The sequence below is a fragment of the Serratia sp. TSA_105.2 genome (assembly GCF_052692115.1).
Map to the genome: position 1 here is coordinate 324,913 of NZ_JBQZFT010000002.1, position 14,810 is coordinate 339,722.

Annotated in this window: 17 protein-coding genes; 13 read left to right on the forward strand and 4 right to left on the reverse strand. The window is 60.6% G+C overall.

Features of this window, described 5'->3' with window-relative positions; translation table 11 throughout:
- Positions 1–50 precede the first annotated feature (50 nt).
- The 4 genes from ACUTSC_RS07845 to ACUTSC_RS07860 all read left to right on the forward strand — a co-directional run bounded on the left by ACUTSC_RS07845 (position 51) and on the right by ACUTSC_RS07860 (position 2,753).
- Entirely contained in the window at positions 51–677 is a 627-nt protein-coding gene (locus ACUTSC_RS07845) for a hypothetical protein (protein ID WP_197766588.1), read from the forward strand.
- Positions 678–689: 12 nt separating this feature from the next.
- A complete protein-coding gene (locus ACUTSC_RS07850; protein WP_197766589.1) occupies positions 690–1,295 on the forward strand; it encodes a cytochrome b/b6 domain-containing protein in 606 nt (201 codons plus the stop codon).
- Positions 1,288–2,055, forward strand: coding sequence for a molybdopterin-dependent oxidoreductase (locus ACUTSC_RS07855; RefSeq protein WP_197766590.1), 768 nt, complete (start codon positions 1,288–1,290; stop codon positions 2,053–2,055). The genes ACUTSC_RS07850 and ACUTSC_RS07855 overlap by 8 nt, the downstream gene beginning before the upstream one ends.
- Positions 2,056–2,177: 122 nt before the next feature.
- Positions 2,178–2,753, forward strand: a complete 576-nt coding sequence (locus tag ACUTSC_RS07860) for a hypothetical protein (RefSeq protein WP_197773125.1) — start codon at positions 2,178–2,180, stop codon at positions 2,751–2,753.
- Between the two features lie 101 nt (positions 2,754–2,854).
- On the opposite strand, the gene ygbI is transcribed toward ACUTSC_RS07860, so the two are convergent.
- Positions 2,855–3,625 carry a DNA-binding transcriptional repressor YgbI gene (ygbI, locus tag ACUTSC_RS07865; RefSeq protein WP_197766592.1) on the reverse strand — a complete coding sequence of 257 codons (771 nt, stop codon included), beginning with the start codon at positions 3,623–3,625 and terminating at the stop codon, positions 2,855–2,857.
- Between the two features lie 283 nt (positions 3,626–3,908).
- Here ygbI and ltnD point away from each other — a divergent pair, with 283 nt between their 5' ends.
- From ltnD to ACUTSC_RS07895, 6 genes are all read left to right on the forward strand, one after another.
- A complete protein-coding gene (gene ltnD / locus ACUTSC_RS07870; protein ID WP_084826576.1) occupies positions 3,909–4,823 on the forward strand; it encodes an L-threonate dehydrogenase in 915 nt (304 codons plus the stop codon).
- Complete coding sequence (otnK, locus tag ACUTSC_RS07875; protein WP_080440232.1) at positions 4,823–6,082, forward strand: 3-oxo-tetronate kinase; 1,260 nt, start codon at positions 4,823–4,825, stop codon at positions 6,080–6,082. Before ltnD ends, otnK begins: the two co-directional genes overlap by 1 nt.
- Positions 6,079–6,705, forward strand: a complete 627-nt coding sequence (gene otnC / locus ACUTSC_RS07880) for a 3-oxo-tetronate 4-phosphate decarboxylase (RefSeq protein WP_060440396.1) — start codon at positions 6,079–6,081, stop codon at positions 6,703–6,705. Before otnK ends, otnC begins: the two co-directional genes overlap by 4 nt.
- A gap of 3 nt (positions 6,706–6,708) precedes the next feature.
- A complete protein-coding gene (gene otnI / locus ACUTSC_RS07885) occupies positions 6,709–7,485 on the forward strand; it encodes a 2-oxo-tetronate isomerase (protein ID WP_197766593.1) in 777 nt (258 codons plus the stop codon).
- 105 nt (positions 7,486–7,590) lie between these two features.
- A complete protein-coding gene (locus ACUTSC_RS07890; RefSeq protein ID WP_142109518.1) occupies positions 7,591–8,961 on the forward strand; it encodes a GntP family transporter in 1,371 nt (456 codons plus the stop codon).
- A 63-nt stretch (positions 8,962–9,024) separates the two neighbouring features.
- On the forward strand, positions 9,025–9,555 hold the full coding sequence (locus ACUTSC_RS07895) for a GNAT family N-acetyltransferase (RefSeq protein WP_060432713.1): 531 nt from the start codon (positions 9,025–9,027) through the stop codon (positions 9,553–9,555).
- A 3-nt stretch (positions 9,556–9,558) separates the two neighbouring features.
- On the opposite strand, the gene ACUTSC_RS07900 is transcribed toward ACUTSC_RS07895, so the two are convergent.
- Positions 9,559–10,431, reverse strand: coding sequence for a LysR substrate-binding domain-containing protein (locus ACUTSC_RS07900; RefSeq protein ID WP_197766595.1), 873 nt, complete (start codon positions 10,429–10,431; stop codon positions 9,559–9,561).
- Between the two features lie 91 nt (positions 10,432–10,522).
- On the opposite strand from ACUTSC_RS07900, the gene ACUTSC_RS07905 reads away from it, so the two are divergent.
- On the forward strand, positions 10,523–11,503 hold the full coding sequence (locus ACUTSC_RS07905) for a nitrilase family protein (protein ID WP_197766596.1): 981 nt from the start codon (positions 10,523–10,525) through the stop codon (positions 11,501–11,503).
- Positions 11,504–11,593: 90 nt separating this feature from the next.
- Here the strand turns inward: ACUTSC_RS07905 and ompX are convergent, their stop codons facing one another.
- The gene (gene ompX / locus ACUTSC_RS07910; protein ID WP_033637662.1) at positions 11,594–12,112 is read right to left on the reverse strand and encodes an outer membrane protein OmpX; all 519 of its coding nucleotides are present in this window, start codon (positions 12,110–12,112) and stop codon (positions 11,594–11,596) included.
- A gap of 400 nt (positions 12,113–12,512) precedes the next feature.
- Between ompX and rhtA the strand changes: the two genes are divergently transcribed.
- Entirely contained in the window at positions 12,513–13,400 is an 888-nt protein-coding gene (gene rhtA, locus ACUTSC_RS07915) for a threonine/homoserine exporter RhtA (RefSeq protein WP_445653254.1), read from the forward strand.
- Positions 13,401–13,532: 132 nt separating this feature from the next.
- Positions 13,533–14,000, forward strand: coding sequence for a YhcH/YjgK/YiaL family protein (locus tag ACUTSC_RS07920; RefSeq protein WP_197766597.1), 468 nt, complete (start codon positions 13,533–13,535; stop codon positions 13,998–14,000).
- Here ACUTSC_RS07920 and ACUTSC_RS07925 read toward each other — a convergent pair.
- Complete coding sequence (locus ACUTSC_RS07925) at positions 13,982–14,533, reverse strand: AAA family ATPase (protein ID WP_197773123.1); 552 nt, start codon at positions 14,531–14,533, stop codon at positions 13,982–13,984. The genes ACUTSC_RS07920 and ACUTSC_RS07925 overlap by 19 nt on opposite strands.
- Positions 14,534–14,810: the final 277 nt, after the last annotated feature.

Here is a 14,810-nt window from a genome sequence, read left to right on the forward strand (position 1 = left end):
CCCAATGGCTCAACCATGCTTAACCGGCAAACTCATTTCAGGAGAACGTTATGATTACCCGTCATCGTATAGCCGGTTTACTGTTATCCACCCTGCTGCTGTCCAGCGGCCTGGCCGCCGCCGCCCAAACGCCGGGCAAAGTCATCGCGCCGCTGCGCGGCACCATCAGCCAGGTGGCCGACGGCAGTCTGCAGCTGACCGATCGCAAAGGCGAGACACTCAGCGTCAAGCTGAACGATCAGACCAAAGTGCTCAGCGTGTCCAAAGCCACGCTGGACGACATCAAACCGGACAGCTTTATCGGCACCGCCGCCGTGCCGCAGCCGGACGGCACGCTCAAAGCGCTGGAGGTGCACGTGTTCGCCGCCAGCCTGCGCGGCACCGGCGAAGGGCACTCGGCCTGGGAATCCGCCGACGGCAAAGTGGACACCATGACCAACGGCACCGTCGGCAAACTGGTGAAATCCAACGGCCGCACCCTGACCGTCACCTACGGCAACCAGCAGAAAACCGTCGTCGTGCCGGAAGATGTGCCGATCGTGACGCTGGATCCAGGCGATTTGAGCCTGCTGAAGCCGGGCGTGCACATCGTGCTGTTCTCCGCCGTCAACGATAAGGGCGAGCGCATCGCCACCCGCATTTCCGCCGGCAAAGACGGCACCGTGCCGCCGATGTAACCGGAGAAAGCCATGAAAACCAACGCGTCGCGGCCGGTGCATCGCTGGCCGGTTCGAATCACTCATTGGATCAACCTGTTCGCCATGGTGTGCATGTTCATGAGCGGTTGGGAGATCTATAACGCCTCGCCGCTGTTCGATTTCCGCTTTCCGTCACAGATGACGCTGGGCGGTTGGCTGGGCGGCGCGATTGGTTGGCATTTGGCGGTGATGTGGCTATTGGCGCTCAACGCCCTCTGCTATTTGCTGTGGAGCCTGTTCAGCGGCCATTTTCGCCGCGATCTGTTGCCGCTGCGCGTCGGCGCGCTGCGGCAGGATATCTGGCTGGCGTTGACGCTGCGTCTGCGCCACCGGCATGGCCACTACAACGCCATTCAGAAACTGATGTATCTCGGCGTGCTGGCGCTGGGCCTGTTGCTGGTGCTGTCCGGCCTGGCGATCTGGAAGCCGGTTCAGCTGCAGGGATTGGTCGCCCTGTTTGGCGGCTTCGATTTTGCGCGCTACGTGCATTTCTTCGCCATGGCCGGCATCGGCCTGTTCGTGGCGATCCACGTTTTCATGGTGATCGTCGTGCCCAAAACGCTGTGGGCGATGATAACGGGTGGCAAACATGAATGAGAAAAAACCGCGGGCAACCGCGCCAAAACTAGAACCGGACCAAAAAAAGCAGCTGGTCAATCTGCAGCGCCGCCTGATGCTGCGTTCCGGCCTGACGCTGGGCGGCATCGCCATGCTCTCCGGTTGCAACCTGCAAGACGGCGATCGGGTGGATAAGGTGCTGTGGGCCATGTCGCGCTGGAACGACCGGGTGCAGGCCTGGCTGTTCAGCGGCCAGCGGCTGGCGCAAACTTACCGGCCCGATCAGATTACCCACCCTTTCCCTTTCAACGCGTTTTACCCGGAATACAACGTCCCCGAGATCGATCTCGCCGGCTACCGGCTTGAGGTCGCCGGGAAGGTGGAGAAGAAAGCGCCCTGGACGCTGGAACAGCTGCAGCGGCTGCCGCAGCAAAGCCAAATCACGCGTCTGATCTGCATTGAGGGCTGGAGCGCCATCGGCCAATGGGGCGGCGTGCCGCTGCGCACCTTTCTGCAGCACGTCGGGGCGGATCTGAATGCCGGTTACGTCGGCTTCAAATGCGCCGATCGCTATTACTCCAGCCTCGACATGGCCACCGCGCTGCATCCGCAGACCATCCTGGCACTGGATTTCGGCGGCAAGGCGCTGCCGGCGGACTATGGCTACCCGCTGCGACTGCGGGTGCCCACCAAGCTGGGGTTCAAAAACGCCAAACATATCGCCGCGATCTTCGTCAGCGACGTCAATCCGGGCGGGTATTGGGAGGATCAGGGCTATAACTGGTTCAGCGGCATTTAGTTTTGCGCAGCGCTGCGCATAAGCCTCATCGGCGGCTGGAGGATCTTCTCCGCCGCGGTTAATAATTTGTTCGTCACAACGGAGATAACTATAGGAAAAATAATAGTAAAAAGGATTTTATCATGGAGATTGATGTGAGGGAGATCAATGCGCGACCGGTCACAGAGTATAGATACCGAATAACAGTTTATAAAAATGCCGGCAGCGTTGCTGCGTATTACCTTGATTTTAAAAAAGCGACGTTAAGGATGCGTCAATGGCTGATTGGGGCCTATCCTGCCTCGGAAGTATTAGACAATGCTTATGCCATGGAACTGTACGATGTAAGAGCATTGGAAACCCGGGCCCAAGTAGCCAGATCCTTATTTGATACCTATACCAGGATGGCGTACACCCGATATGAACGAGAACAACTCTTCATTAATGGCATCGGCCTGGCGATTGTCACTTTTGTGGTGCAATACCAAGCGAGATTGATTTTCAGCGTACCGCTCAGGCCGGCATTAGCCAGAATTTATGACTCGCTCTTGAAAAAACATGCGCATCACGTACATTATTTGTACAACACAGAGCTTATTGAGGACGGATTATATGTCATCGAAATCCCGCCTGTTAACGGCAGAATCCCACCCAACCCCTATGAGCATGAAGGAACGGCACCAAAAAGAGATGCAAGCTTTCCACGAGGAATGGGCTGAACAAAGGCGCCGCGAATGGCATGAACGCGGCGGCGTTGAAGCCAGTGAAGCGCCCGCACGTGGCATCGATACCGAACTTTCATCCTGATTCCGGTTCGTTCTTACTCTTCTTCCCCTGCCGTCAATAACGCAAGCCCCGCTTGCTCGATGGCTTCCCGCGCGGCGGCGGGCAGCCCCTCGTCGGTAATGACGGCGTCAAAGGCGGCGATCGGCAGCGCCAGGTAGGTCGCGATCTTGCCGTATTTCGAGGTGTCGCTGAGCAGAATGCAGCGGCGGCTGGCCTCGACGATGGCCTTCTTTACCATCACCTTGTCTTCGTTCGGCGTCGACAGGCCGCGCATGCTCCACGAAGAGGCGGAGATAAACGCCAGATCGATAAACAGACCGCGCAGCGCCTGCGCCGCCGCTTCGCCGACGCAGGAACGATTTTCCCGGCACACGGTGCCGCCGGTGTGGATGATTCTGCACTGGCTATGTTCAATCAGGAAGCCGGCGATGACAAAGTCGTTGGTCACCACCGTCAAATCGTCACGTTCTCCGATCTGTTTCGCCAGCGCCAGCGTGGTGGTGCCGGCATCCAGATAAATACAGCTGTTGGCGGGAATTTGCCGCGCCGCCAGCCGGCCGATGGCGATTTTCTGCCGGCTGAACATCCCCTCTTTAGCCTGGTGCGAAGGTTCGCTCGCCACCCGCTCGGGCGCCTGCACGCCGCCCGAGACCGACTGCACCGCGCCCTGTTCCTCCAGCTTTTGCACATCGCGGCGGATCGTCATGTGCGACACCCCCAGCCGTTCAGTCAGCTCGGCAATGCTGACGACGCCGCGTTCGGATACCAGCGCAAGAATTTGTTGATGGCGTTCTACAGGTATCACGGTTCCCTCTCGTTGCTGCGGTGATAATAATTGTGATTTTACGTCAATTTTCGTTCGCCGATAGCCCTAATTTTTCACGGCGTGACGGCGCGCGCAGTGGCGCCAGACAAGCATAAACTTATTTAAAAACATAATAGTAATGTTGATACAGGCCAGAAACCGCACAAAAAACTCGTCTCACGCATTGTTAATTATTGTGATAACGATCGCGGATAAACGGCCGCCAAGCGCTTACATTTAACACAACAAAACAAATTATCACTAAAATTAACAGGAGTGCAGTATGACACACCCAGGGAAATATGCCGTCTGCATCATTGGGCTGGGCGCGATGGGCATGGGCGCGGCGCGCTCGTGCCTCCGCGCCGGATTGACCACCTACGGGGCGGACCTGAATCCGCAGGCGCTGGCGGCGCTGCAACAGGCCGGCGCGAAACAAACGTCTACCAGCGCGTGCGACTTCGCGGCCGAGCTGGACGCCGTGCTGCTGCTGGTGGTGAACGCCGCCCAAGTGAAGCAGATCCTGTTCGGCGAACAAGGCCTGGCGCCAAAGCTCAAGCCGGGCACCGCGGTGATGGTCTCTTCGACCATTTCCGCCGATGACGCCAAACAGATCGAGCAACGGCTGCTGGACTACGGGCTGCCGATGCTGGATGCGCCGGTTTCCGGCGGGGCGGCCAAGGCGGAGGAAGGCCAGATGACGGTGATGGCCGCCGGCGGCGACGCCACCTTCGATCGCCTGCAACCCGTGCTGGACGCCATCGCCGGCAAGGTGTACCGCATCGGCGAGACGATCGGCCTGGGCGCGACGGTAAAAATCATCCACCAACTGTTGGCTGGCGTGCACATCGCCGCCGGCGCGGAAGCCATGGCGCTGGCCGCCCGCGCCGGCATCCCGCTGGACGTGATGTACGACGTGGTCACCCACGCCGCCGGCAACTCCTGGATGTTCGAAAACCGCATGCGTCACGTGGTCGACGGCGACTATGCGCCCAAGTCGGCGGTGGATATCTTCGTCAAGGATCTGGGGCTGGTAGCGGATACCGCCAAGGCACTGCACTTCCCGCTGCCGCTGGCCTCCACCGCTTTCACCATGTTTACCGCCGCCAGCAACGCCGGTTACGGTAAAGAAGACGACAGTGCGGTGATCAAAATCTTTGCCGGCATCGACCTGCCGCAGAAAAAGGAGGCAATCTGATGCTGCTCGGCGTAATCGCAGATGACTTTACCGGCGCGACCGATATTGCCAGTTTTCTGGTGCAAAACGGCCTGCCGACGGTGCAGCTGAACGGCGTGCCGCAAGACGAAACGCAGGTAAACGCACAGGCGGCGGTCATTAGCCTGAAATCGCGCTCCTGCCCGGCAGAACAGGCGGTCGAACAATCGTTGCAGGCGCTGGCCTGGTTGCAAAAACAGGGCTGCCGTCAGTTCTACTTCAAATACTGCTCCACTTTCGACAGTACCGCACAAGGCAATATCGGCCCGGTGACCGACGCCCTGCTCGCCACGCTGGGGGAAAGTTTCACGGTTGTCTCACCGGCGCTGCCGGTAAACGGCCGCACGGTCTATCAGGGCCACCTGTTCGTCGGGGAACAGCTGCTGTCTGAATCCGGCATGCGTCATCACCCGGTCACACCGATGACCGAGAGCAACCTGCTGCGCCTGATGGAGTCTCAGGCCGCCGGGCGCTGCGGGCTGGTAACGGCGGCGGAAATGGATCGCGGCGCCGAGGCGGTCAGCGAGAAACTGCGGCAATTGGCGCAGGACGGCGTGCGCTACGCAGTGCTGGATACGCTCAACGAACGGCATCTGCTCATCCAGGGTGAAGCGTTGAAAACGATGAAGCTGGTGACCGGCGGTTCGGGCCTGGCGATCGGCCTGGCGCGGCAATGGGCGCAGAACGGCGAACGTTCGGCAGAGGCGGCCGGTGCGCCGCAGGGGGAAAAAGCGGCGGTGCTGTCGGGCTCGTGTTCTGTGATGACCAACCGGCAGGTGGCGCACTATCGCGAACGCGCTTCGACGCAGGCCATCGATATCGGCCGCTGCCTCGAGCCACAGGCGCGCGCCGCCTACGCCGCCGAGTTGGCGCATTGGGCGCAGCGCCACGCCGGGGAGGCGCTTGCCCCACTGATCTACGCCACCGCAGCGCCGGAAGCGCTGCAGCAAACGCAACGGCAGTACGGTAGCGCCGCCAGCGAGGCGGTGGAGGCATTGTTCGCCGAGCTGGTGGTGCAGCTGCGCCAGTTGGGATTCAGCCGCTTTATCGTCGCCGGCGGCGAAACCTCCGGCGTGGTCACGCAGGCGCTGGGCATTCGCGGTTTCCATATCGGCCCCAGCATTTCCCCCGGCGTTCCCTGGGTGCTGGCCAACGATCGGGCCATTTCCCTGGCATTGAAGTCAGGCAATTTTGGCGATGAAGCCTTCTTCGTGCGCGCGCAAACGGAGTTTCCAGTATGACCATCGAACAGCAGGCACGAGAAGAGATGGTGCGCCTGGGCGCTTCGTTTTTCCAACGCGGTTACGCCACCGGCTCTGCCGGCAACCTCTCGCTGCTGCTGCCGGACGGCGCGCTGTTGGCAACGCCGACCGGCTCCTGTCTCGGCGAGCTGCAGGCCGATCGCCTGTCTAAAGTGAGCCTGAACGGCGACTGGCTCTCCGGCGACAAGCCGTCGAAAGAGATCAGCTTTCACCGAGCGCTGTATCTGAACAATCCGGAATGCAAAGCGGTGGTGCACTTGCATTGCACCTACCTCACGGCGCTCTCTTGCCTGCAGGGGCTGGACGTCGACAACGCCATCAAACCGTTCACCCCCTATGTGGTGATGCGCGTCGGCAAGGTGCCGGTGGTGCCCTACTACCGCCCCGGCGACGAAAGGCTGGCGCAGGATCTGGCCCGCCTGGCGCCCACCCACCGCGCCTTTTTGCTGGCCAACCACGGGCCGGTGGTGACCGGTAAAGACCTGCGAGCGGCGGCGGACAATGCCGAAGAGATGGAAGATGCGGCGCGGCTGATCTTCACCCTCGGCGATCGTCCTATCCGCTATTTGACCGATGATGAAATTGCCGAATTACGGAGCTGAACCATGCCTAAATTTGCCGCCAATTTATCGATGATGTTTAACGAAGTGCCGTTCCTCGAGCGCTTCGACGCCGCTGCCGCACAGGGCTTCAGCGCGGTGGAGTTCCTGTTCCCTTACGACTATCCCGCCGAGCTGTTGGCCGAAAAGCTGCGCGAACACGGCCTGCAACAGGTGCTGTTCAACACCGCGCCCGGCGATGCCGCCGCCGGCGAATGGGGGCTGGCGGCGCTGCCGGGCCGCGAGCAGGACGCACGCGCCGATATCGACCGCGCGCTGGCCTACGCCATCGCCCTTTCCTGCCCCTGCGTGCACCTGATGGCCGGCGTGGTGCCCGCGGGCGCGGATCGGCAGCGTTATCTCGACACCTTTATCGCCAATGCGCGCTATGCCGCCGACGCCTTCGCCCCGCACGGCGTCAAGGTGCTGCTCGAAGCGCTCAGCCCGCCGGTCAAGCCCGACTACCTGTTTGCCAGCCAACACCAGGTGGCGGAAGCCGTGGCGGCGATCGGGAGACCGAACGTGTTCATTCAGTTCGACTTTTTCCACGCGCAGTTAGTGGACGGCAATATCAGCGGGCTGCTGGAGACGCTGGCCGGGCGCTACGCGCATATCCAGATAGCCTCCGTGCCGGATCGCCATGAGCCGGACGAAGGCGAACTGAATTATCCGTGGCTGTTCGACAGACTGGATGCGCTCGGCTATCAGGGTTGGATAGGCTGCGAATACCGGCCGCGCGGCGACACCGCCGCCGGGCTCGGCTGGCTGAAGCCTTACCGCTAACGCCGCCGCCGACACCAGGAAATCGATTTTATAACAATGAAACGCACCCGTATCGCCACGCGGCGATCGCGGTGCCCAACGCTTACCCAACGAAAGGCTTTTTTCATGTCTACCTCTCTGCTGTTGCTGATTGCCGTACTCGGCGTGGTGCTGCTGTTATTGATGGTCATCAAGGCGAAGGTGCAGCCCTTCGTCGCGCTGTTGGTGGTCAGTCTGCTGGTGGCGTTGGCCAGCGGCATTCCGACCGGCGAAGTGATGAAAGTGATGACCGCCGGGATGGGCGGCGTACTTGGCTCGGTGACCATCATCATCGGTCTGGGCGCGATGCTTGGCCGCATGATCGAACACTCGGGCGGCGCCGAGTCGCTGGCGCAACGCTTCAGCCAGGGGCTGGGGCCGAAACATACCGTCGCCGCACTGACCCTCGCCGCGTTTATTCTCGGCATTCCGGTATTCTTCGACGTCGGTTTTATCATTCTGGCGCCGATTATCTATGGCTTCGCCAAGGTCGCTAAAGTGTCGCCGCTGAAGTTCGGCCTGCCGATGGCCGGCGTGATGTTGACGGTACACGTCGCGCTGCCGCCGCACCCTGGCCCGGTCGCCGCCGCCGGTTTGCTCAACGCCGACATCGGTTGGCTGACCATCATCGGCCTCGCAATCTGTATTCCGGTCGGCGCGATCGGCTATTTCGCCGCCAACTACCTCAACCGCAAAACCTATCCATTATCGATAGAGGTGCTGGAACAGCTGCAGCTGGCGGCGCCGGAACCGCGGCCGGAAGGGCAAGCGCCGCTCAGCGATCGCATCAACCCGCCCGGCGCCGGCCTGGTGGCGGCGCTGATCGTCATCCCGATCGCCATCATCATGCTCGGCACCGTCTCCGCTACGCTGTTGCCGGCCGGCTCGGCGCTGCGCGATACGCTGTCGCTGCTGGGCTCACCGGCGGTGGCGCTGATGATCGCCCTGCTGCTGGCCTTCTATTTTCTGGCGCTGCGCCGCGGCTGGAGCCTGCAGCACGCCAGCGACGTGATGGGCGCCGCGCTGCCGACCGCTGCAGTGGTGATCCTGGTGACCGGCGCGGGCGGCGTGTTCGGCAAGGTGCTGGTGGAATCCGGCGTCGGCAAAGCGCTGGCAGAAGTATTGACGGCCATCGGCCTGCCGCTGGTGCCCGCCGCCTTTATCATTTCGCTGGCGCTTCGCGCTTCGCAGGGGTCCGCCACCGTGGCGATCCTGACCACCGGCGGCCTGTTGTCGGAAGCGGTCAGCGGCTTGAATCAGCTACAGCTGGTGCTGGTGACGCTGGCGACCTGTTTCGGCGGGCTGGGGCTTTCCCACGTCAACGACTCCGGTTTTTGGATCGTCACGCGCTATCTGGGGCTGTCGGTGGCCGATGGCCTGAAGACCTGGACGGTGCTGACCACCTTGCTCGGCCTGAGCGGCTTTCTGTTCACCTGGCTGTTGTGGCTGGCGGTGTGATTTCTCTGGCATACTGAACGCCGTTGTTTTTCATCGCCTTTCACCCTGTGCAGGAGCAGCAACATGACCGTAATCAACACCGCGCCAACGCTTGTCACCGAACGCCTGCGGCTGGACGCGCATACGCTGGACGACTTCGACTCGCTGGCCGCTCTGTGGGCCGATCCGCTGGTGGTACGCTATATCGGCGGCACGCCGCGCGACCGGGAAGACTCCTGGGGGCGCCTGATGCGCTACGTCGGCCACTGGGCGCTATTGGGGTACGGGTATTGGGCGGTGCGTGACAAACAGAGCGGCGAGTATCTCGGCAGCATCGGCTTCTCCAACTTCCTGCGCGACATCACCCCGGCGCTCGACGCGCCGGAAATGGGCTGGACGCTGGTGAGCTCGGCGCACGGCAAAGGCTACGCCACCGAGGCTTTGCGGGCGGCGCTGGCCTGGGGTAAAACACACCTGCCGGGCGAGAAAACCGTCTGCATCATCTCGCCGGAAAACCAGGCCTCGCTGGCGCTGGCGAAAAAAGTCGGCTTTAGCGAAAGCCACCGCAGCGAGTATCACCAGAGCCCGATCGTCGTGATGCATTGCCCACTCTAAAACTTAACCGCGTTGCAGCGCCAACGCCGTCTGAATGAAGTTGTCCCGCAGCGCGTCGGCGCGTTGCGGGTCCCAGGCGATACCGACCTGCCACTCCGTTTCCTCGCCGCTCAGCGGCAGAATGTCGATGCCAGCCGGCGCGATATGCGTGATGCTGTGCGGCAACAGCGCGACGCCGACGCCGGCGGCGACCAGCGCCAGCAGCGTCTGGATATCGCCGGCCTGCTGCACCACGTTCGGCGTCAACCGGTGAGCGGCGATAAACCGCAGCGACTGATCGCTCAGCCCGCGCCCGCGTTTAGGGGTCAACTGCAGCAGCGGCAGCTGATTGAAACGCGCCATCAGATCGTCGGCGTGCAGCGCCAGCGCGCCCGGCGCAGCCAGCACCAACCGGTCACTCAGCATTGCCACGCCGCACAGCGGCGTAGTGACAGGCAAACGCACGAACCCCGCCTGCAACTCCCCCTGTAACAGCAGCTGATACTGCCGTTCCGACGGGATATCCTCCAGGCCGATCGCCACCTCGGGAAAACGCTGGCGAAAGGCGGCTACCAACTGCGGCGCCAGATGAAAGCTGGAAAGGCCAAAACCCAGCGCCAGCCGCCCCGCTTCCCCGAGTGCCACCCGCCGGGCGCGCCGCTGAAACTGCTGGTACTGTTCCACCAGCGCCTGCGCCTCCGGGTAAAGCCGCTGCCCGCCGGCGGTGAGCACAGCCCCCTGCCGGCCACGCTCGAACAGCCGAACGCCGAGCTGGGTTTCCAGCGCCTGAATCTGCTTGCTCAGCGCCGGTTGGCTGATGTACAGCCGGCTCGCCGCCTGCCGATAGTTGCCTTGTTCGGCCAGCGCCACCAGGGCGCGCAGTTGCTTTATATCCATTCCATTAGGTTATCAAATAGGGAATTTAATTGATTATACAGTAATCAATCTACCTGCTGTAATCAACGCAGACCCTAACCGGAGAGATACCATGACCATCTCATTGCGCGCCGCCACGGTGCAATTCCAGCATCGCGCCAACGATAAGAATTACAACCTCTCGACCATTGAGCGCTTTATCGCTCAGGCGGCCGAGCAGCAGGTACAGCTGCTGGCCTTCCCGGAAATGTGCATCACCGGCTACTGGCACGTGCGCCATCTGTCCGACGCCGAGGTGCGCGCGCTGGCGGAGCCGATCGCGAGAAGCCCTTCGCTGGCGCGCATTCGCCCGCTGGCGGAGCGTTACAACATGGCGATCGGCGTCGGGCTGATCGAGCTGGGCGACGACGGCCGTTGCTACAACGCCTATGCCGTTTGTCTGCCGGACGGCGCGCTGCATGTGCACCGTAAACTGCACGCCTTCGAACACCCGGCTATCGCCAGCGGTGATCGCTATACGGTGTTCGATACCCCCTGGGGCGTGCGCGTAGGCGTATTGATCTGCTGGGACAACAATCTGGTGGAGAATGTACGCGCGACGGCGCTGCTGGGCGCGGAAGTGCTGATGGCCCCGCACCAGACCGGCGGCACTCATTCGCGCAGTCCGCACGGCATGAAGCCGATCCCACAGGCGCTGTGGCAGCGGCGGGCAGAAGATCCGCAGGCGATAGAAGCCGCCTTTCGCGGTGAGCACGGCCGCGGCTGGCTGATGCGCTGGCTGCCCTCGCGCGCTCACGACAACGGGCTATTTTTGCTGTTCAGCAACGGCGTGGGCCGCGATGACGATGAGGTGCGCACCGGCAATGCGATGATCCTCGATCCCTACGGCCGCATCGTGGCGGAGACCTGGGCGGCGCAAGATCGGATGGTCAGCGCCGATCTCGACCTGGCGCTGATCCCGCTCAGCACCGGCCGCCGCTGGATTTATGGACGCCGCCCCGAGCTGTACGGTTCACTGACCGAACCGCAAGGCTATGAGCGCGATGCCCGCAGCGCGCGCTTTTCGACGCAGCCGACGGGGCGCGGCGGCTAATGACAGATAAAAAAAATCCGCCCGAAGGCGGATTTTTTATCCGCGCAGCAACCTGTGCCGCGCATTCACGCCCGCAGGCATGAAGAAATCTTAGAAGCGGTAGCCTACGCCAACGTTCCAGCTGCCAACGTCCACGCTGCGGATGCGGCTCTGCTCGTAGCCAACGTCCAGGGCAACGTTTTCGATTGGGTTGAACTGCAGACCGGCACCGTAGGTGAAGCCGTAGTCGCTGTTGCCACCTTTGTTACCGCCAGCCTGGGCGTTGTCGATGTTTTTGCCGTAGCCAACACCGATCACACCGTAGATGCTCGCCCAGTCGTTGAAGCGGTAAGCTGGACCTGCGGTGATGGAATCGTACTGAGATTTCTTGTAGAAACCGTTTTCAGAACGATTTTTTTCCAGGTGGGTGAAAGAGCCGATCACACCCAGTGGGTTGTTGTCGAACTCGTAACGGTATTTCAGGTTGAAACCGTCGGCCTTGTTAGCAACGCCTTGGAGATCACCCTGCGCATAGCCAGCGGATACGGTGCTCTGACCAGCGAATGCGGTACCTGCGCTAACTGCTAATACGCAAGCTGCTACTGCGGAAAGACATGCAATTTTTTTCATAACCACCTCAAACGCGTTTTATTATTAAATACATCCATTTGTTCATGCTTTGAAAATATAACAAAAATTAGCGTGAAACTCTGCCTTGAAATGAGTGTCTAATGCTTTATATCGTGTAACAGAAGATTTCAAGAACAGTGTATCTGCTTCTTTTCGCTCTATTTTCGGCCGTATTCTACGGCTTTCTGTGACAAAAATCACCAATTTAATATCCAGATAATTCTTAAGAAAAAGCGCACTTTTTGACCAAATTCGCCACATCTCATCCGAGGATCGGCGGATTTCACCGCGATGCGCGCTTTTCTCAGACAGATTTTCGCCATTTCATTTACACTGCTCGCATCCCCGTTTCGACCGTTTTCTCAAGGCTGAGGAACGGCGCAAAAAAGGCCCGTTAAGGATGTCGTTATCTACTTCCGGCAGAGCGCCCTCCGCGCTGCTGCCCATCTGTCTGTTAATCATCGCCATGGTGTCTATCCAAAGCGGTGCCTCGTTGGCCAAAAGCCTGTTCCCGATCGTGGGCGCAGAAGGCATTACGACGCTGCGTCTTTTCATCGGCACCCTGATTCTGTTCATTATCTTCCGCCCGTGGCGTATGCGCATCGTCGCCGGCAGCCGCTTGCCGCTGCTGATTTACGGCCTGTCGCTCGGCGCGATGAACTACCTGTTCTACCTGTCGCTGCGCACCGTGCCGCTCGGCATCGCCGTAGCGCTGGAGTTTACCGGCCCGTTGGCGGTGGCCATGTTCTCTTCGCGGCGGCCGATAGACTTCCTCTGGGTGGCATTGGCGATCGCCGGGCTGTGGTTCCTGTTGCCGCTCGGCCACGACGTAGGCGGGATCGATCCGTTCGGTGCCGCCTGTGCGCTCGGCGCCGGCGCCTGCTGGGCGGTCTATATCATTTTCGGCCAAAAGGCCGGCGGCGATCACGGCCCCGGTACGGTGGCGCTCGGTTCTTTGATCGCCGCGCTGGTGTTCTGCCCGATCGGCGCCTGGCAAACCGGCAGCGTGCTGTTCAACCTCGATATTCTGCCAGTGGCGCTGGCGGTGGCGATCCTCTCCACTGCGCTGCCTTATTCGCTGGAGATCATCGCGCTGCCCAAAATTCCGGCGCGTACCTTCGGCACCTTAATGAGCCTGGAACCGGCGATGGCGGCGCTGTCCGGCATGCTGTTCCTCGGCGAACACCTGAGCGGCGTGCAATGGTTGGCGCTGGCGGCGATAATCGCCGCCTCCATGGGTTCCGCCCTGACCATTCGCCCCAAGCCGCGCCTCGAAAGCCTTTCCTGATCGCCTGACTCGCCTGCCGACCGCAACGCCGGAATGCAGGCGGGTTAACTGTTTTCCTCGTGACAAATCGGCATACTTCCCCTTAGCCTGTATCGCAGGCTCTTTGGACTTTCGCTCACATGGAGAATAACAGTGATTCACAACAGCCTGTTCAACCCACGCTTCGGCCGCGGACTCGCGCCGGCGCTGGTTTCAACCCTGACCGAGTTGCGCCGATGCGACCTGCCCGAACTGGCGCTGGGCCATCACCCGATCGACGGCGACAATATCTTTATGGACGTGATGACGCTGACCACCGTGCCTACGGCGGAAAAGCGCGCCGAAATGCATCAGGAGTACATCGCGCTGCATCTGCTGATCAGCGGCGAAGAACGCATCGAATACGGCCTGGCGGGCGACGGGCATCGCGAACATCCGCACGCAGAAAATAGCGACCTTCTGCTGCTGGATATCAAACGCCACCCGCAAACGCTGCACATGACGCACGGCATGTTCGCGATCTTTTTCCAGATGGAACCGCACAAGACCGGCTGCCTGTGGCAGCGCCCGCAGCAAATCAAGAAAGCGGTGGTGAGGATCCATCACCGTCTGCTGCTGTGAACCTGCGGCAGCGTCCGTAGAAAATCGGCGGCCTGGCGGGGAGAGCGCAAGCGCTTGAAACGGCGCCCTACATCGGTACGGGCCATCTCCGCCAGGTATTTTCGCCGGTTCTTCGAGTAAGTGCGGATCGTCCACAGCACGATCGACTCGCGGCTAAAGAAAGAACGGCGGAAACTTTCCCGATTGCCGGTGCCCGGCCACAGCTCGCTTTTGCTGGCCGCGCGCCGGCACGCGCGGCGCACGGCCTGCCACAGCGTGCGGCAGAAACCGTAGTCCAGCCACAGGATATAATCGACCTCGCGCCACTTGATCGGTTGCGTGCGGCTGTAGTTGCCGTCCAGCACCCAGCCTCCTCCCGCTTCGGCCAGCGCCTGCTCAAGCCGCGCCAGGAACGCGGCATCGGGCGTCCCCTGCCACTCAGGCCGCCAATAGAGTCTGTCCATCTCGATATAGGGAACGTCAAGGCGTTCCGCCAGTTGACGCGCCAGGGTGCTTTTACCGCTGCCGCTGGTGCCGACGACGTTAATTTTCATCACTCGCCAATAAAGACTGGGGATAATTCCCTTACTTTAGCCGTATCATTTATGGCTATCAATCTGAATAGGCTTGAAATTAACACCACGATAACAAAGTGGATATTTATCCGGAGCAGTATGCATGCAGAAAATAAGATAACAGGGATAAATCGTCACTGATCTAAATAATAACCAAGTACAAAAATCGCAATAAAATTCATCAGATTACACAAAAACAAAAATCAAATAAAAATAGTGCCATTAGGCCATTCCTATTTGTGCAATAGCCATTTTC